Origin of the sequence: uncultured Leifsonia sp., assembly GCF_945957465.1 — a bacterium.
Classification (GTDB): Bacteria; Actinomycetota; Actinomycetes; order Actinomycetales; family Microbacteriaceae; genus Leifsonia.
Genome location: NZ_CAMFLC010000002.1, coordinates 174,191 through 189,856 on the forward strand (window position 1 = coordinate 174,191; position 15,666 = coordinate 189,856).

Consider the following 15,666-nt stretch of genomic DNA (forward strand, 5'->3'; position numbering starts at 1 on the left):
CAGGACCCCTTCCGAAGGTGAAGTGACGCCCCCAGCTTATTGCCCGGTCGGTTGCAGCAGGGTTTCCAGCGCCTGTCGGGATCCCCCGAATGCGTCCATGTCGATGAACGCCTCCTCGCCGTCGTATCCCGCGAGGCGCTCGCGATCGGAGTACTGCCAGAAGGTCCAGTGCCGGCCGTCCGGCAGCAGCGGCGGCAGTGCGACGGAGCGGTACCAGATCGGATTGTCCGGGTAGGCATCGGCGAGATAGCGGTGGTACGCAGTGCTCGTCGCGTAGAGGATCGCGGGCCGGCCGTAGTGCTTCTCGATCGCGTCGAGGAGAGGATCGAGGATGGACCGGACGCGCTCGCGGGACGGCGGGTGGGACAGATACGCGCCGTAGAGTTCGACGTCGACGGTCAGCGGCGCGGTACCGGCCACGACCGGGACGGTTCGGAAGATGTTGGCGGCTTGACGCTCGGCGCTGCTGTCGAAACTGAGGAAGTGGTAGGCGCCGACCACGAGGCCGCTGGCGCGCGCGTCCCTCCAGTTCGCGGCGAACCTCTCGTCCTGGTCGCTCGACCCTTCCGTCGCCTTGATGATCGCGAAGTCGATGCCCTGGCGCGAGAGCACCGGCCAGTCGATGCGCCCCTGATAGCTGGAGACGTCGACACCCCGCACGGGCAGTGCGGCCGCGAAGACACGGTTGGGCCACAGCACCCCGGTGAACACGAGCACTGCCGCGACGGCGACGGCGACGACGCCCGCGCCCACGCCGACGGCGATGCCCCACCTGCGCCGGGTCCGAGGGCCTCCTCCGGTCGTCGTCACCCGTCCACCCTGGCAGCGGCCGCTGGGAGACGCCGGTGCGGACACGCGGCTACGCTGAGTCGGTGACGTCAGAGACCCCGCAGGAGCGCCTTCCCGAGGAGCGCATCTCGCCGGAGCCGCCGCCGTCCGCCGAACTCACCACGCACGGCGTCGGCCCGTGGCCTGGCGAGTGGCCGGACGACGAACGCTACGATCCCGAGCTGCTGCGGCACGGCGACACCCGCAACGTGATCGACCGCTACCGCTATTGGCGCATGGAGGCGGTCGTCGCCGACCTCGATGAGCATCGGCACCCGTTCCATGTGGCGATCGAGAACTGGCAGCACGACATGAACATCGGGTCGATCGTGCGCAGCGCGAATGCCTTCGCCGCCGACACCGTGCACATCATCGGCCGGCGCCGCTGGAACAAGCGCGGCGCGATGGTCACCGACCGGTATCAGCACGTGCTGCATCACGACGACGTGGAGGCGTTCGTGGCCTGGGCTCGCGCGGCCGGCCTCCCGATCGTGGCCGTGGACAACGTGCCGGGGTCGGTGCTGATCGAGACGTACGCGTTGCCTCGGGAGTGCGTGCTGCTGTTCGGGCAGGAGGGTCCCGGACTCTCCGCAGCGGCGCTGGAGGCCGCAGACGTGGTCGTCGAGATCTCGCAGTTCGGTTCGACCCGCTCTATCAACGCGTCGGCCGCCGCGGCCGTCGCGATGCACGCCTGGATCCTCCAGCACGTCCCCTTCGCCTAGCTGAGGGGCCGTCGAGACGGCGCACATTCCGCCGCCTCGGTCGATTTCGGCCGACCTTGCGCCGCTTCGCGCTGCGCCGGCGCTGCCGCTCAGCGGTTCGTGCGGCGGACGACGAGCTTGAGGGCGGACCAGTCGGACGAGAGGGCCGCGACTTTGACGTCGACCAGGCCACGGGCGAGCGCGGTGTCGCGGATGACATTCTCATCGAGATCGCTGACGTGACCGGCGGCCTTGCGGGGCCAGGCCGCCCAGATCATGCCGGCGGGATGGATCCGCGCAGCCAGGCCGTCCACCTCGTCGAGGTACTCGGCGGCTTCGCGGAAGAACGCGACAATCATCCCGGCGGGCTCTGTGGAGCCCGGCGGCAGCCACTCCACATCGCTCGGGCCGTCTTCGACGGGGACCGACCATCCCGGGTCCGCGTGCAGCAGCTGCGCACGCATCGCGGGCTTCAGGCCGAGCTTCTTCCAGAGCGGGGTGCCGGAGTAGCCGACGGCGGCGCTCATGGGCGGCCGTCCCAGCCGGAGTCCGCTGCGATGCGGGCGACCGCGTCCGCGTCGAGGTCGTAGACGGTCTCGCCGTCGTCGGCCGCGGGCGCACGCACCACGTGTGCCCGCACGGCGCCGTCGGCCGGGAGCTGGACGAGCGCGAACGACGCCCCGCGCTCGGCACGCTCCCGTGGCGGCGGCCACAGCACATCGGTGGTGTTCGCGACCGCGGGCGCGACGACCACCGGGATGCCGCGCGTGCCCGCTTCGGTGACGAGGGCGTGATGGTAATGGCCGGCGAGGATGAGCCGCACGTCCGACGCCGAGCACACGTCGAGCAGCGGCTGCGGGTCGACGAGCCGGAGGGTGTCGAAGAGGCGCGTCGTCGGCGGGACCGGCGGGTGGTGGAGGACCACGACGGTTCCGTTGAGAGCGGGCTCGGTCAGCACGGCGCGCAGGCGCTCCAGCCGCTCCGTGCCGATCCTCCCGTAGCCCGCGCGTGCCACGGTGGTGTCCACGGTCACCACGCGGAACCCGCCGACCTCCTGCACCGTCTCGCGCAGCCCGAGGACGTCCTCGAAGGCGTCGGGGAGGTCGTGATTGCCCATCGCGTACGCGATCGCGGCTCCGCGCGCCGCGGCCCACGGCTCCAGCCGGTCGCGCAGCAGCCGGTAGGAGGCCGCGCTGCCGTCGTCGGAGAGGTCGCCGGAGGCCGCGATCAGGTCGATGGCGCCGGCCTCCCCGGCCCGCACGAGCACGCGGTCGAGCGCGGCCAGCGTGTCGACCAGGCCGTAGTGCAGCCGGCCGTCGCCGTACAGATGGGTGTCGCTCAGGTGCAGGATGCGCAGGTGGTCGGTCACGCCGTCACCCTAGCGCCGTGCGCCGACCTTCAGTCCGCGTCGACCGCCTGGATGAGCGCTTCCACCGCCGTGAGCAGATTGTGCAGCGCCTGCCGCTCGATCGAGTCCTCCGGGAGCTTCTGGATGTCGTAGCTCGCGGCGCTCGCCGCCTGCCGGGCCTGCGAGATCGCCGCCTGCGTTTCGAGATCGGCCATGGTGTCCTCCTCGGTGTCGGGTGCTGTCGTGCGCCACCCTAGTCACCGTCGGGCGGGAGGGGTAGATCCGTGCTCAGCCGATCAGGGACGGCCGCAGGTCGCGCAGGGTGCGGAAGTGCGTCATCCGGGTGACCCCGATGGCTGCGACGAGCAGAGCGATCAGCATCCACAGCGCGAGCACCCCGGCGTCCGCCCAGGCCGTGGCCGGGTTGCCTCCGTACATCAGCTGTCGTATGCCGTCGACCGCATACGACATCGGGAGCACGTGGTGCAGCGCCGCGAGCGGCCCCGGCAGCGTCTGCCACGGGAAGGTCCCGCCTGCCGTGACCAGCTGGAGCACCATCAGCACGAGGCCGAGGAACTGCCCCACGCTTCCGAGCCAGACGTTGAGCGCGAGGATGATCGACGCGAAGGTCAGTGACGCGAGTGCCATCATCCCGAACATCCCCAGCGGGTTGTGGATCGCGAAGCCGAGCGCTCCGGCGACGATCGCGAACAGCCCGACCATCTGCACGGCGCCGAGGAGGCCCGGAGTCAGCCAGCCCGCGAGCGTGATCTTCACCGGCGAGTGCAGGGCGGTGATCGCCCGGCGCGACACCGGCTTGACGATGAGGAACAGGGCGTAGATGCCGATCCAGCCCGCGAGTGCGACGAAGAACGGAGCCAGCCCCGCGCCGTAGGTACCGGCCGATGTGATGGAGTCGTTGTGCAGGTTCACCGGGTCGGCGATGGTCGACGCCTGCTTCTTCTGCAGCGACGGCGAGTTGTCGGGGATCTGCGAGACCCCGTTCACCAGGCCGTCGCGCAGCTGCGTCGTGCCGTCGTGCAGAGTGGTCAGACCGTCGCGCAGCTGGGCCGAGCCGGTGGCCGCGGAGGCCGCCCCGCTCGCCAGCTGGGCGGCTCCGGCCTGAGCCTGGGACGAGCCGCTCGCGACCTGCGCGGCTCCGGAGGCGACCTGGTCGGCTCCGGAGGCCAGCTGGTTCACTTGGCCGACGGCCGACTGGATCTGCGCGTTGCCCGACTGCACCTTGCCGTCGATGTCGCCCAGCGCCGCCTGCACCTGGTCGATGACGGCCGGATCCACGTGTGCTTCCTGGAGGCGCGCGAGGAGGTCCTGCCCGACCGCGGGGGCCTCCGTCGCCAGCCGCGAGGCCACCTCGCCGGCCTGCGTGGCTTTGGCGGCGAGCTGGTCGTTGCCCGCCGCGACGCGGGAAGCGCCGTCGCTGACCTGCGCCGCGCCTGCGGCGAGCTCGCCCAGCTTGCCTGCGAGGGTCTGCGAGCCGGTGGCGAGCTGCGCGGTGCCGTCGGCGAGCTGGGACGCCCCGCTCTGCGCGCTCGCGCTGCCGTCCACCAACTGATCGGCGCCGTCCACGGCCTTCACGAGGCTGGAGCGGATGTCGGCGAGGCCGAGCAGGAACCGCTGGGCGGCCTCCTCGTTGACCTGCTTGACGATGGAGGTTCGGATCTTTTCGGCGGCCTGGGTGCCGATCGTCGAGGCCAGATAGCTGTTCGTGTCGTTCGTCGTCAGCGTGACGATCGCGCGCCGGGGGCTGTCGCCCGACGCCGAGGCGAGCGCCGACGAGAAGTCGGCGGGGAACGTGATGCTGAAGTCGTACTTCGAGTCGTCGACGCCGCTGGCGGCCGAGCCGGACGCGACGCGGTGCCACTGGAACGAGCCGTCCTCGATGAGCTGGTCGGCGACCTGGTCGCCGTAGTCGACGGTCTTGCCGTCGACGGTCGTGCCGGTGTCGTCGACGACGATGGCCGCCGGGATGCGGTCGAGGTTGGCGTACGGGTTCTGGTTGGCCCAGAGGTACAGGCCGCCGTAGAGCACGGGGACGCACATCAGCGCGATGAGCGCGACGATCGACATCGGGCTGGCGGTGAGGCGGCGGAACTCCGCCGCGATCATCTGGGGGATCTTCATCGGTTCTCCTGGGCGGACGGGTCGACCGGTAACGCGTCGGTCACGATCAGGTCGGGCACCTCGTCGGTGTCGTCCCGTCCCGGGTCTTCGTCGAATGTCTGGGGGCCGGTCTGCGTCTCGTCGATCCGCGAGACCAGGGAGGCCGCGGCGATCGCAGCGGCGGAGGCGTCGCCGGCGACCACGAGCACGGCGATGCCCCGGCCGGCGAGCTCGCGCGCGAACTCCCACCACTCGACGGGGTCGCCGCCGTGCCGGTCGGGCGACACGATCACGAGACCCTCCACTCCGGAGCGCATCAGCGCGAGCTCGGCGAGCAGGCGGATGCGCACGGTGGGCGGCACGGTTCCGATGGCGTTGCGGCTGTACTCGGATGCGCCGAGCTCGCCGAGCCGGCGGCCGACGGCGATGGGATGGGACGCGCGGCCGGCGAACATGAGCTCCTCCGCGACGATGCCGGAGACGGTCACGTCGGGTGCCGGTTCGCAGACGTCGGGTGCGTCGATGAGGGCGATCCGCCGGCGCATGCTCCCGTAGTCCTGGCGGCCGTCGATCGTGGCGGTGCCGGAGTCGGGGCGCATCCGCCCTGACGCGATCAGGCCGAGCACGGTGGGCCGCTGCTCCGTCTCGGCGCGCACGAGCGCCGCCTGGCCGGTCTGGAAGGTCGCGGAGGTCGGGGGCAGGGCGGCGAAACGCGGGCCCTTGGCGACGGCGTCGAGGACGATCTTCACGCGCGGTCCTCCTGACGGTGCTGCGGCTGGACGGCGTCGAAGGCCAGCGCGGGCGTGCTGTCGAGCAGGTCGCCGGCTTCGTGCCAGCCCATCCCGGCGGCGGAGAGCGCCGCCAGGATGACGAGGCGGTGTCCGGCGCGGTCGGAGAGCCCGGCGCGTGTGGCCTCGTCGAGCACGGACACGGCGGCGTTCTCGATGAGGCGGGTGGTGGTCTCGCGGTCGAGGTCGGTGCGGATGGTGCCGTCGTCCCTGCCGCGCTGCACAGTGCTGCGGAGGCGGTCGCGTGCCGGGTCGAGCGCGGTGCCGACGAGCTCGCGGTGCGGGCCGCGCACGGCGAGGGCCGCGCTCACCCGGATGTGCTCCACCTCCGCCCACAGGGTCGCGCCGAAGAGGGCGATCTCGACGCGGGCGTCCGGGTGCGAGACCGGCTCGAGCAGTGCGGCGAGCCGGGCTGCGCCGCGGGTGAACACGTCGATCAGGAGGTCGTCGCGGTTGGCGAAGTGGCCGTAGAGTGCGCGCCGGCTGAGTCCGGCCCGTGCTGCGATGGTCTCGAGGGAGGCGTCGATGTCCTCGTTGAGTGCGGCCGCGGCGGCGACGAGGATGGCCTCCCGGTTGGCGGTCGCGTCGCGGCGCGGAGCGCGCGTGGAGGAAGTGGGCATGACCTCCAGGATACTCTTCTTGCACACTCATGTGCAACTTAAGCCGCCGCGAGCCGCCCCGCGGTGTGCGCGGGCTGCGTCGGCTCGGCGCCGCCGAACGCCCCCGAAACGGGTCGCGATAGGATCGAGTGCGACGGTCGTCCGCGAGGCGCCGACGCACTCCCGACCATCGAGAGGACCGAAACGTGCCCGCGATCGTGATCATCGGCGCCCAATGGGGCGACGAAGGCAAAGGCAAAGCGACCGACCTGCTCGGCAGCCGCATCGACTACGTCGTCAAGTTCAACGGCGGCAACAACGCCGGTCACACGGTCGTCGTGGGCGACGAGAAGTACGCGCTCCACCTGCTCCCCTCCGGCATCCTGACCGAGGGGGTCACGCCGGTCATCGCCAACGGCGTCGTCGTCGACCTGGAGGTGCTGTTCCAGGAGCTCGACGGGCTGATCGCGCGCGGTGTCGACGTCTCGCGGCTCAAGGTCAGCTCCAACGCGCACGTGATCACGCAGTACCACCGCACGATCGACAAGGTGACCGAGCGGTTCCTGGGCAAGCGCCAGATCGGCACGACGGGCCGTGGCATCGGTCCCACCTACGCCGACAAGATCAACCGCGTGGGCATCCGCATCCAGGATCTCTTCGACGAGAACATCCTGCGGCAGAAGGTGGAGGGCGCCCTCGATCAGAAGAACCACCTGCTGGTGAAGGTCTACAACCGCCGGGCGATCGGCGTCGACGAGGTCGTCGAAGACCTGCTGGGCTACGCCGAGCGGCTGCGTCCCATGGTGGTCGACTCGTCGCTGCTGCTGAACGAGGCGCTGGAGGACGGCAAGTACGTGCTGTTCGAGGGCGGCCAGGCGACCATGCTCGACGTCGACCACGGCACCTACCCGTTCGTCACGTCCTCCAACTCGACCGCGGGCGGCGCGGCCACCGGGTCGGGCATCGGCCCGAACCGCATCGACCGGGTGATCGGCATCGTGAAGGCGTACACGACGCGCGTCGGCGCCGGCCCTTTCCCGACCGAACTGTTCGACGAGTGGGGCGAGTTCCTGCGCGAGCGCGGCTTCGAGTTCGGCACCACCACGGGCCGCCCGCGCCGCACCGGATGGTACGACGCCCCGGTCGCCCGCTACACGGCACGCATCAACGGGGTCACCGACTTCGTGCTCACCAAGCTCGACACGCTCACCGGCATCGAGCGCATCCCGGTGTGCGTCGCCTACGACGTCGACGGTGTGCGCCACGACGAGGTCCCGTCGTCGCAGAGCGACTTCCACCACGCGGTGCCGATCTACGAGGAGTTCCCCGGCTGGACCGAGGACATCAGCGGCGCCCGCACTTTCGGCGATCTGCCGAAGAACGCGCAGGACTACGTGCTCGCGCTGGAGGCCATCTCCGGTGCCCGCATCTCTGCGATCGGCGTGGGCCCGGCCCGCGACGAGATCGTCGTGCGCCACGACCTCGTCGACTGATTTCGTGCGGACGTTCGCGGCGCGCCTCAGAACCAGGTGCTGAGGCGCGGCGGCACCGCCGTGCGGAAGAGCCGGTCGAGCGCGTCCGCGTCGCCCTGGACGCGACCAGCGAGCGCGAGCCCGCGCGCCAGGTCGTGCCCGAGGTACACGCTGCCGAGCGACGCGACCGGAAGGGTCACGTCGGGTGAATCCGCCGTCGACTCGACGCGCGCCTCGCCGTCCTCCACGATGAGCCGGTAGCGTCCGCCGGCGAACCCGAGCTCGTCGGTGACCTCCAGCACCAGGTCGCCGTCGCTTTCGTAGCGCCGCGCGGTCAGGGTGGCCGGAACGTCGAGGATGCGCATCCACAAGTGGTCCTGCACGCTCGTGATCTGCGCGCCCCGGACGTCGTGGACGAGCAGCTGCACCGGCTCGTCGACCCCGCGCGTCCACGCCTTGACCTCGGCCACGAGATCGAGCTCGAGGAGGTACCGCCAGAGCGCGGTCAGGGCGGCGTCGGTGGCCGCGGCCAGGTAGGCGACCTCTACCACGTGCCGTGAGAAGTCCTCCTCCCCGGCGCGCACGGTGTAGCTGACGAAGCCTTCCGGCCGTCCCTGCGGGGAGTCATAGCGCACCAGCAGGCGCCGGGCGCCGTCGTCATCGCCTTTCAGCGGGCCGATCAGGCGGTCGGCGAGGTACGGCTCCAGACCGATCTCGCCCGCGCGGGAGGCCATGGCCTCGGCGAGCACGGCGTATCCCGTCTCGCGGTACTCCTCCGGCGTCGTGAACGACAGCCGACCCGGCGTGGCAGCACCGGCCCAGCGGACCCGCTTGGCGTCGATGCTCCATCCCGTGGCGAACGTGGCGGGCCCGAAGCCCCAGCGCCCGTAGATCGTGGATTCCGACACGGTCAGGATCGCGGCGGGGACACCGAGCGCGTGGGCGGTGCGCAGCTCGGCGCCGAGCAGGGCGGTCGCGATGCCGCGGCGGCGGTGCGTCGGCGCCACCGTGACCGAGCTGATCGCCCAGGCGTCGAGCGGGGCTCCGCCGGGCACGGTGAGCGGCGCGACCCACGAGTTCACGGTTCCGACCGGGGTGCTGACGCCGTCGTCGTACACGGCGGTGGTTCGGCGGCCTGCGAAGTTGCCGCGCGCCTCCTCGAGCACCTCCTCCGTGGGCCGGCGCCCGTGGAAACCGCGGAAGTCCGCGACGATCCAGGCGTCGAGTGCGGCCGTGTCGGTCGGATCGACGAGGGCCAACCGGAGGCCCGACTCAGCCAGTGCGCTCTTCGAACGGTCGTCAACGGGTGCGGTGAGGTGTGTCTCCGTCATGCCCCCACGCTATCGGGGCGCTCCGACGCCGGGCCAGGGCGCACCGGGGGCGCAGCCTGCGGCCGGTTCCTCACCGTTCGGCGAGCGCGTGCAGGATCGGGAGCAGCGCTCCGGGTGCCGCTGCGGCGGCCGGTCCGAAGAACGCGGCGTCCGCGGCCTCCACCGAGCCGATCGCGGCGACGGCCGCCGAGGCGCCGGCCGGTGTGACGCGGAGAACCTTCGCCCGGCTGTCCGCCGGGTCCTGCTCGCGTTCGATCAGGCCTTTCGCCGCGAGCCGCCGCACGACCTCCGACGTCATGCGCGGGTCCGAGCCGGTGAGCTCCGAGAGCCGCGACTGGCTCGGCCGTTCGTCCTGACCGTTCAGCCACCAGGTGGACGCCAGCAGCACGAACTGGGCATGGGTGAGGTCGTGCGGTTGCAACGCGTCGGCCATCGCGCGCTGCCAGCGCAACGTGGCGTGCCACAGCAGGAAGCCGGGGCTGGTCCCCGGCCCTTCGGGAAAGGCGGTCATGCGTCCAGTCTGGCGTCGTCGTCGAGCGACGCGGCGCGGCGCTCCGCCTCCCCGACCAAGGCGGCGAGGGAGGCCGGGAAGTCGGCGCTGATCTGTGGTCCCAGCTCGGGGCCGACCGCCTCGGCGCCCGTGCCGTCGATCGTCAGCGAATAGCGCACGACGGTGCCTTCCGCCCGGTCGCCGAGGTCGTAGCGGAACGTCAGCCGGACATCGCCGAATTCCGTGACGTCGGCATAGGTGCGACCGGCCTCGAGTTCGATGATCCGCGAGCGGATCGGCTCCTGTCCCTCCGGGACGGCCGTCAGCTCCGTCCCGACCGCGAACGGCCCGTGCAGCTCGAACCGGTCGGCGCCGGGGTAGGTCAGGTCGCCCGTGTGGAGGTCGCGGACGGCCTCCCAGACGGCATCGCGCGACGCGCTGGTCTCGACGGTCTCTTCAGTGCTCCACATCATCCTCACCTTTCTCTGTACGTAGATGATCTATGCATAGACTAAATGCGTCGACGCCGCGCTGCAACCCCTTTCTGGTACTCGGGGACCACCTCCAGCGGATGAGGCGACGGCACGGGAATCGTGCTCGTGCCCGACGCGGCGGGTACGCCCGGCCCGAGAGGCTGGACCCATGACCCCGCTCCCCACCCGCCCCGTTCTCCAGGCCACCGCGCTCACGAAGGCATACGGTTCCGCCGTCGCTCTCGACGGCGTCGAGGTCCACATCGCCGCGGGGGAGTCCGTCGCGATCATGGGAGCTTCGGGCTCGGGCAAGACGACGCTGCTCGACTGTCTGGCAGGGATCGTGAGGCCCGACTCCGGCGCTGTGGTGCTGAACGCGCCGGGCGGACCCGTCGAGGTGACGGCCCTTCGGGAGTCCGAGCGGTCCAGGCTGCGCCGCGAGACGTTCGGCTTCGTCTTCCAGCAGGGTCTTCTGCTCCCCGAGCTGACGGCGGTCGAGAACGTCGCCCTCCCGCTCATGCTGTCGGGCACGCCACGCTCGACCGCGGAGGCATCGGCGGCGGAGTGGTTGGGCCGGCTCGGCCTCGCCGGCCTGGAAGGGCGCCGCATCGGCGAGCTCTCCGGAGGCCAGGCCCAGCGGGTCGCGATCGCCCGTTCCCAGGTGACGGGCGCAGCAGTGGTGTTCGCCGACGAGCCGACCGGGGCGCTCGACTCCAGCACCTCCGCGGAGGTCATGGCGGCGCTGATCGCCTCGACCACCGGCAACGGGCGGTCGCTCGTGGTCGTGACGCACGACGACGAGGTCGCGCGGCAGTGCGCCCGCGTGCTCAGGCTGTCCGACGGCCGCATCGTCGACGAGGCGGTGACCCGATGACGACGCTCAGGATCGCGTGGCTGTTCGCCCGCCGCAGCGCCTTCGACCGGGCGACCGTGCTGCTACCGGTCATCGCCTTCGCGGTGTCGTCGCTGTTGCTGCTCGTCGTGGCGGGAGGCGCTCAGGCCTTCTTCTCGTGGAACGACGGCGACGCGTTCGTCTATCAGGCTCTGGCGGTCATCGCGCTCGCCCTGCTCGTGGTGCCGCTCATCGGGCTCGGCGGCTCCGCTGCGCGACTCTCCGCCCGCCGCCGCGACGACCGCCTGTCCGGTCTGCGGCTCCTCGGTGCGTCGCCGGCGATGGTGGCCGCGCTCACGGTCATCGAGTCGAGCGCACTCGCCGTAGCCGGCGCGGTCGTCGGCGTCGCGCTGTACCTGCCCGTCGCTCCGCTGGTCGGGCTGATCCCGTTCCGCGGCGACCCGCTCGGCGCCGGCGCGGTCCTCCACCCGGGCGCGGTCGCGCTGGCGGTGGTGGGTGTGGCGGTCCTCTCCGCCGTCAGCGCCGGTCTCGGCCTGCGGAGCGTCGTCGTCTCGCCCCTGGGCGTGCGCACGCGGCAGAGTGCGCCGCGCATGCACTGGGTCCGCGCCGCGGTCGCGGCCGTCGTCATCGTGGCGACGTATCTTGTCATGAGCACGCTGCAGCTCTTCGAGGGCGCCCTGATGGTGCTGACCGTGTTCGGGATCGGATTCGGCGGCACGATCGCCGTGCTCAACCTGGTGGGGCCCTGGGCGCTCCGGATGGTCGCCTCCGGTCAGGCGCGTCGCGCAACGACCGCACGCCGCCTGCTCGCCGCCCGTGCGGTGCTCGAATCGCCGAAAGCCGCGTGGCGCCAGGTGTCGGGTGTCGCGATGACCAGTTTCATGGCCGTCTTCGCCGGCGTCGGCGTCGGGATCCTCGGGATCGCCGGCGACGGAGGCGACGGCCAGGCCCGGACGCTTCTCGCCGACATCCGCACCGGGGTCGTGGTGACGGTGATCGTGTCGTTCCTGATGGTCGCCTGCTCCGCGGGGGTCAACCAGGCCGCCGCCGTGCTCGATCGCCGCGACCTCTATGTGAGCCTCGACCGGATCGGCATGCCCGTGCGCGAGATGGATGCGGCCCGCCGCCGCGCCGTGATGTCGCCGCTCAGGGTGACGACGATCGGCTCCGCGCTCACCGCGGCGATCGTCGTGCTCCCGCTCGCCGGGCTGAGCCTGCTGGTCGCACCGCTCACGCTCCTGATGGTGGCGGGGTGCCTGGCGGCCGGCGTCCTGCTGGTCTGGGCGGCGCTGCGGGCGACGCGGCCGGTGCTGACCCACGTGCTCGCCGAGACCGCTCCGTCGCTCTGAACCGCGCTCGTGCCCCCTCCCGCCGTGCTCCGGCCCGGTAGGGTCGGAGCATGGCTGAGAACGAGTCGACCGCGCAGGCGCTGGAGCGCCTGCAGAGCATCCGGCAGAGCATCGACAACATCGACGCGGCCGTCATCCACATGCTCGCCGAGCGATTCAAGTTCACCCAGCAGGTCGGGGCGCTCAAGGCGGAGCACGGTCTCCCTCCCGCCGACCCGGACCGGGAGCGCCAGCAGATCCAACGCCTCCGGGTGCTGGCGGAGGAGAGTCACCTCGACCCGGCGTTCGCCGAGAAGTTCCTCGGTTTCATCGTCGCCGAGGTCATCCACCACCACGAGCGCATCGCATCCGAGAACGGGCGCTGAGGCGTGACCTGGAACCCGTCGGAGCTCCCGGACGCCCACGGCCGTACCGTCGTCATCACGGGGGGCAACTCCGGGATCGGCTATTTCGCCGGCGAGCAGCTCGCACGGGCCGGCGCGCACGTCGTGCTGGCCTGCCGCGACCCTGAGCGTGCGGAGGCCGCGGTGTCGGCCGTCCGTCGCCGGGTTCCGGGTGCGCGCGTGGAGGCCACTCCGCTCGACGTCGCCGACCGTCGGTCGGTCGACGCGGCGGCCGAAGCGCTGCTCGACCGCGGCCGCGTCGATGCGCTCGTGCTGAACGCGGGCATGGTGCACCCGCCGCGCGAGCGCCGAACCGACGGCTACGGCAACGAGTTGGTGCTCGCGACCAATGTGCTCGGTCACTTCCGGCTGGTCGCTCGCGCCATCCCGGTGCTGGAGGCCACCGACGGTGCCCGGATCGTCACTCTCGGCTCCCTCGCGGCCCGGCTCTCCCGGCTGCGGCTCGACGACCTCCAGCTGGAGCACGGGTACACGTCGTGGCGCGCCTACGCCGGGTCCAAGATCGCTGCCCAGGCGTTCGGTTTCGAACTCGAGCGGCGGCTGCGGGCGAGCGGGAGCGGTGTCACGAGCATCGTCGTCCACCCGGGCTACTCGACCTCGGGCCGCACGCCGGGCGTGCGCGGGGTCAACCAGCCGACGCGGGCCAAGCGTTTCGCGGACAACCTGCAGGCCGCGTGGACGCAGGGCAAAGACCACGGCGCCTGGGCGCCGGTGCGCGCCGTCCTCGACCCCGCCGTCACCGGCGAGGACTACCTCGGCCCGATCGGTCGCACCAAGGGCGTCCCGGTGCACGCCCACCGGACGCGCAGCTCATGGTCGCCGCGCACCGGAGCCCGGCTCTGGCCCCTCCTGGAGGCCGCGGCCGATCAGCCGTTCCCGCTGGTGTGAGGGCGGGTCCGCCTACGGTCGAGCCTGCTCGGCCTCAGCGTCGTCGATGACGATCGACAGCAGGCGATGCCCCTCCGGCACACGGGCTCGCAGCGCGTCGCGGGCGATGGCATAGTCGCCGCCGTCCGCCTCGATCTCCGTCACGGCAGCCGCGCGGATGAGGGCGGTGGCGATCACCCGTCCACCCCGCGGCATCGCGTTGTGCACCTGGATCAGCTCGTAGCCCTCGGGGACCTGCGCCTCCACCAGTTTTCGGGCCGTCTCGGCGTCGTCGGCCTCGGCCGTCAGCTCCTGGGTCTCGCTGCTCTGGATCAGTCCGCGGACCTTCATCGACGGGAGCACTCCTCCGGGGACGGGACGGGACGGGACGGTCGGGGTGGCGCTCGGGTCGGGCGCCCGCTGCAACGCTACCCGAAGCGCTCGGTGACGGCCGCCGCGCCACGGCCGGAACCGGTCCATATACACCCGCACCCCGCCACGACCTCCCAGCGCTCGCTCAGAACCCTGGAGTGGGCTGAGCAGCATGGAAATCGCCTACACCGCCATCGCACACGCCTCCGGAGGCGGACGCGACGGTCACGTCCGCAGCGAGGACGACCTCATCGACCTTCCGACCCGGCCGCCGCGTGAGCTCGGCGGCTCCGGAGAGGGCACCAACCCGGAGCAGCTATTCGCGGCCGGCTTCGCCGCCTGCTTCCTGAGTGCGATCCACGCGGTCGGCCGCGCCGACAAGCTCGACACCAGCGACGCCGCGGTCTCCGCGAGCGTGGGCATCGGGGCGAACGGGGAGGGCGGCTACGGCCTCGCGATCGAGCTCGACGTGTACCTGCCGCGGCTGGGGCGTGAGCAGGCCGAGCAGACGATGGAGAAAGCGCACCACGTCTGCCCGTATTCGAACGCGACCCGGGGCAACGTCCCGGTCGCGCTCACGCTGGTCGACTGAGGTCAGCCCGCTGCGACCCGGCCGACCTTCTCGGTCTTGTCCCAGCGGGCTTCGGCTCCCGCCAGCTCCTTGAGGTAGGAGTCGAAGGTGATCGCGCAGAGCAGCGATCCGTAGCCGGCCAGGTAGATGAGGGCGGGCGCGAGCCAGCGTCCCGCTCGCGTGCGCTCCGCCCGCCGGGCGAGCCAGGCCACGACCATCGAGAACGGGATCCAGATGTAGATCGCGAGGGTTAGTACGAACAGCGCGGCCGTGCTGAGCGTGACGCCGAACAAACCCGGCAGCCAGACCAGGGTCAGCGGCGGGAAGAGCGCGGTGATCATCACGAGCATGTTGATGATCCCGGGGAACAGCAGGATGTGTCCGAGTTCCCTTCTACTCGTCTTCGCGTCCGTCAGCGACCCGAGGATCAGCACGAACAGGTAGGCGAGCGCGGCCGAGATCCAGAGCACCCGGAACACCGAGGTCGCCAGGCCGTTCTGCAGGAACAGCAGCCCGGCCAGCCCGATCGCCGAGGTCACCATGATCAGCGGCAGCAGCCAGAGGCTGAACCACACGATCCCGAACGTCCACGCGCCGAGGTGGTGCACCTTGGACGGCCGGAACCAGATCTTCGAGTATCGCGACGTGACGGAGACGTTGCCGCGCGCCCACCGCAGCCGCTGCTTCCAGAGCGCGTCGACCGCGCGCGGCTCTTCCGCGAGCACGTGCGCGTGCGGCTCGAACACGACCCGCTTGCCGTGCAGCTGCGTCTCGAAGGTGGTGATCGTGTCCTCGGCGAGGGTGGAGGTGTCCACGCGCCCGCCGAGCGCGACGAGGTTCTCGCGCGTGTGGAGTTGCGCCCCACCCGCCAGGCAGGCCTGCGCCCCGAGCACGTTCTGCGCGCGGCGTGCCGCCGGCTGGGAGAGCACGTATTCGACGCTGACGAACTTGGTGAGATAGTTGCGGTCGCTGCTGCCCTCGCGGATGTATGCCGAGACCGCGCCCACCTCCGGGTCGGCCAGGTGGCGGGTCATCCGACGCAGCGAGTCGGGCAGGTAGATGACGTCGGCGTCCATGATGAGGAGCGCCTCCATCCAAT

At 71.4% G+C, this 15,666-nt stretch carries 19 protein-coding genes; 7 read left to right on the top strand and 12 right to left on the bottom strand.

Translation table 11 applies throughout. From position 1 onward, the window contains the following. Positions 1-36 precede the first annotated feature (36 nt). Positions 37-810: a GH25 family lysozyme gene (locus Q0Q23_RS02145; protein WP_295118600.1), complete on the bottom strand. Its 774-nt coding sequence runs from the start codon at positions 808-810 to the stop codon at positions 37-39. Between the two features lie 104 nt (positions 811-914). On the opposite strand from Q0Q23_RS02145, the gene Q0Q23_RS02150 reads away from it, so the two are divergent. Continuing rightward, positions 915-1,550 carry a TrmH family RNA methyltransferase gene (locus Q0Q23_RS02150; protein ID WP_295118663.1) on the top strand — a complete coding sequence of 212 codons (636 nt, stop codon included), beginning with the start codon at positions 915-917 and terminating at the stop codon, positions 1,548-1,550. A gap of 89 nt (positions 1,551-1,639) precedes the next feature. On the opposite strand, the gene Q0Q23_RS02155 is transcribed toward Q0Q23_RS02150, so the two are convergent. The 6 genes from Q0Q23_RS02155 to Q0Q23_RS02180 form a co-directional block, all read right to left on the bottom strand. After that, positions 1,640-2,056 (bottom strand): DUF3052 family protein, encoded by a 417-nt coding sequence (locus tag Q0Q23_RS02155; protein ID WP_295118602.1) that lies wholly within the window; start codon positions 2,054-2,056, stop codon positions 1,640-1,642. Further along, the gene (locus Q0Q23_RS02160; RefSeq protein ID WP_295118604.1) at positions 2,053-2,898 is read right to left on the bottom strand and encodes a metallophosphoesterase; all 846 of its coding nucleotides are present in this window, start codon (positions 2,896-2,898) and stop codon (positions 2,053-2,055) included. The genes Q0Q23_RS02155 and Q0Q23_RS02160 overlap by 4 nt, the downstream gene beginning before the upstream one ends. A 29-nt stretch (positions 2,899-2,927) precedes the next feature. Continuing rightward, positions 2,928-3,092: a hypothetical protein gene (locus Q0Q23_RS02165; protein ID WP_295118606.1), complete on the bottom strand. Its 165-nt coding sequence runs from the start codon at positions 3,090-3,092 to the stop codon at positions 2,928-2,930. Positions 3,093-3,165: 73 nt separating this feature from the next. Continuing rightward, the gene (locus Q0Q23_RS02170) at positions 3,166-5,019 is read right to left on the bottom strand and encodes a YhgE/Pip domain-containing protein (protein WP_295118609.1); all 1,854 of its coding nucleotides are present in this window, start codon (positions 5,017-5,019) and stop codon (positions 3,166-3,168) included. Then, on the bottom strand, positions 5,016-5,747 hold the full coding sequence (locus Q0Q23_RS02175) for a hypothetical protein (RefSeq protein ID WP_295118610.1): 732 nt from the start codon (positions 5,745-5,747) through the stop codon (positions 5,016-5,018). The genes Q0Q23_RS02170 and Q0Q23_RS02175 overlap by 4 nt, the downstream gene beginning before the upstream one ends. Beyond that, positions 5,744-6,406, bottom strand: a complete 663-nt coding sequence (locus Q0Q23_RS02180) for a TetR/AcrR family transcriptional regulator (RefSeq protein ID WP_295118613.1) — start codon at positions 6,404-6,406, stop codon at positions 5,744-5,746. The genes Q0Q23_RS02175 and Q0Q23_RS02180 overlap by 4 nt, the downstream gene beginning before the upstream one ends. A 185-nt stretch (positions 6,407-6,591) precedes the next feature. Here Q0Q23_RS02180 and Q0Q23_RS02185 point away from each other — a divergent pair, with 185 nt between their 5' ends. Beyond that, positions 6,592-7,878, top strand: a complete 1,287-nt coding sequence (locus Q0Q23_RS02185; protein WP_295118616.1) for an adenylosuccinate synthase — start codon at positions 6,592-6,594, stop codon at positions 7,876-7,878. Positions 7,879-7,904: 26 nt separating this feature from the next. On the opposite strand, the gene Q0Q23_RS02190 is transcribed toward Q0Q23_RS02185, so the two are convergent. From Q0Q23_RS02190 to Q0Q23_RS02200, 3 genes are all read right to left on the bottom strand, one after another. Continuing rightward, a complete protein-coding gene (locus tag Q0Q23_RS02190; protein WP_295118619.1) occupies positions 7,905-9,188 on the bottom strand; it encodes a GNAT family N-acetyltransferase in 1,284 nt (427 codons plus the stop codon). 70 nt (positions 9,189-9,258) lie between these two features. Beyond that, a complete protein-coding gene (locus Q0Q23_RS02195; RefSeq protein ID WP_295118622.1) occupies positions 9,259-9,699 on the bottom strand; it encodes a MarR family winged helix-turn-helix transcriptional regulator in 441 nt (146 codons plus the stop codon). After that, complete coding sequence (locus Q0Q23_RS02200) at positions 9,696-10,151, bottom strand: SRPBCC family protein (RefSeq protein ID WP_295118625.1); 456 nt, start codon at positions 10,149-10,151, stop codon at positions 9,696-9,698. Before Q0Q23_RS02200 ends, Q0Q23_RS02195 begins: the two co-directional genes overlap by 4 nt. Positions 10,152-10,320: 169 nt before the next feature. Here Q0Q23_RS02200 and Q0Q23_RS02205 point away from each other — a divergent pair, with 169 nt between their 5' ends. From Q0Q23_RS02205 to Q0Q23_RS02220, 4 genes are read left to right on the top strand one after another with little or no spacing between them, the layout of a single operon-like run. Further along, positions 10,321-11,025, top strand: coding sequence for an ABC transporter ATP-binding protein (locus tag Q0Q23_RS02205; protein WP_295118628.1), 705 nt, complete (start codon positions 10,321-10,323; stop codon positions 11,023-11,025). Further along, the gene (locus tag Q0Q23_RS02210; RefSeq protein ID WP_295118632.1) at positions 11,022-12,353 is read left to right on the top strand and encodes a permease; all 1,332 of its coding nucleotides are present in this window, start codon (positions 11,022-11,024) and stop codon (positions 12,351-12,353) included. The genes Q0Q23_RS02205 and Q0Q23_RS02210 overlap by 4 nt, the downstream gene beginning before the upstream one ends. A gap of 50 nt (positions 12,354-12,403) precedes the next feature. After that, on the top strand, positions 12,404-12,718 hold the full coding sequence (locus tag Q0Q23_RS02215; RefSeq protein WP_295118634.1) for a chorismate mutase: 315 nt from the start codon (positions 12,404-12,406) through the stop codon (positions 12,716-12,718). Between the two features lie 3 nt (positions 12,719-12,721). After that, positions 12,722-13,645, top strand: coding sequence for an SDR family NAD(P)-dependent oxidoreductase (locus tag Q0Q23_RS02220; protein WP_295118637.1), 924 nt, complete (start codon positions 12,722-12,724; stop codon positions 13,643-13,645). Positions 13,646-13,657: 12 nt separating this feature from the next. On the opposite strand, the gene Q0Q23_RS02225 is transcribed toward Q0Q23_RS02220, so the two are convergent. Continuing rightward, positions 13,658-13,975 (bottom strand): hypothetical protein, encoded by a 318-nt coding sequence (locus Q0Q23_RS02225; protein WP_295118638.1) that lies wholly within the window; start codon positions 13,973-13,975, stop codon positions 13,658-13,660. Positions 13,976-14,168: 193 nt separating this feature from the next. Here Q0Q23_RS02225 and Q0Q23_RS02230 point away from each other — a divergent pair, with 193 nt between their 5' ends. After that, positions 14,169-14,588, top strand: coding sequence for an organic hydroperoxide resistance protein (locus Q0Q23_RS02230; protein ID WP_295118641.1), 420 nt, complete (start codon positions 14,169-14,171; stop codon positions 14,586-14,588). Positions 14,589-14,590: 2 nt separating this feature from the next. On the opposite strand, the gene Q0Q23_RS02235 is transcribed toward Q0Q23_RS02230, so the two are convergent. Continuing rightward, a partial coding sequence (locus tag Q0Q23_RS02235) for a glycosyltransferase family 2 protein (RefSeq protein ID WP_295118644.1) occupies positions 14,591-15,666 on the bottom strand: 1,076 nt, incomplete at its 5' end.

Coding starts and splice junctions, on each gene's coding strand:
- Q0Q23_RS02155 (WP_295118602.1), bottom strand. CDS start 2,056: ATGAGCGCCGCCGTCGGCTACTCCGGCACCCCGCTCTGGAAGAAGCTC.
- Q0Q23_RS02165 (WP_295118606.1), bottom strand. CDS start 3,092: ATGGCCGATCTCGAAACGCAGGCGGCGATCTCGCAGGCCCGGCAGGCG.
- Q0Q23_RS02170 (WP_295118609.1), bottom strand. CDS start 5,019: ATGAAGATCCCCCAGATGATCGCGGCGGAGTTCCGCCGCCTCACCGCC.
- Q0Q23_RS02180 (WP_295118613.1), bottom strand. CDS start 6,406: ATGCCCACTTCCTCCACGCGCGCTCCGCGCCGCGACGCGACCGCCAAC.
- Q0Q23_RS02190 (WP_295118619.1), bottom strand. CDS start 9,188: ATGACGGAGACACACCTCACCGCACCCGTTGACGACCGTTCGAAGAGC.
- Q0Q23_RS02195 (WP_295118622.1), bottom strand. CDS start 9,699: ATGACCGCCTTTCCCGAAGGGCCGGGGACCAGCCCCGGCTTCCTGCTG.
- Q0Q23_RS02200 (WP_295118625.1), bottom strand. CDS start 10,151: ATGATGTGGAGCACTGAAGAGACCGTCGAGACCAGCGCGTCGCGCGAT.
- Q0Q23_RS02205 (WP_295118628.1), top strand. CDS start 10,321: ATGACCCCGCTCCCCACCCGCCCCGTTCTCCAGGCCACCGCGCTCACG.
- Q0Q23_RS02210 (WP_295118632.1), top strand. CDS start 11,022: ATGACGACGCTCAGGATCGCGTGGCTGTTCGCCCGCCGCAGCGCCTTC.
- Q0Q23_RS02215 (WP_295118634.1), top strand. CDS start 12,404: ATGGCTGAGAACGAGTCGACCGCGCAGGCGCTGGAGCGCCTGCAGAGC.
- Q0Q23_RS02225 (WP_295118638.1), bottom strand. CDS start 13,975: ATGAAGGTCCGCGGACTGATCCAGAGCAGCGAGACCCAGGAGCTGACG.
- Q0Q23_RS02230 (WP_295118641.1), top strand. CDS start 14,169: ATGGAAATCGCCTACACCGCCATCGCACACGCCTCCGGAGGCGGACGC.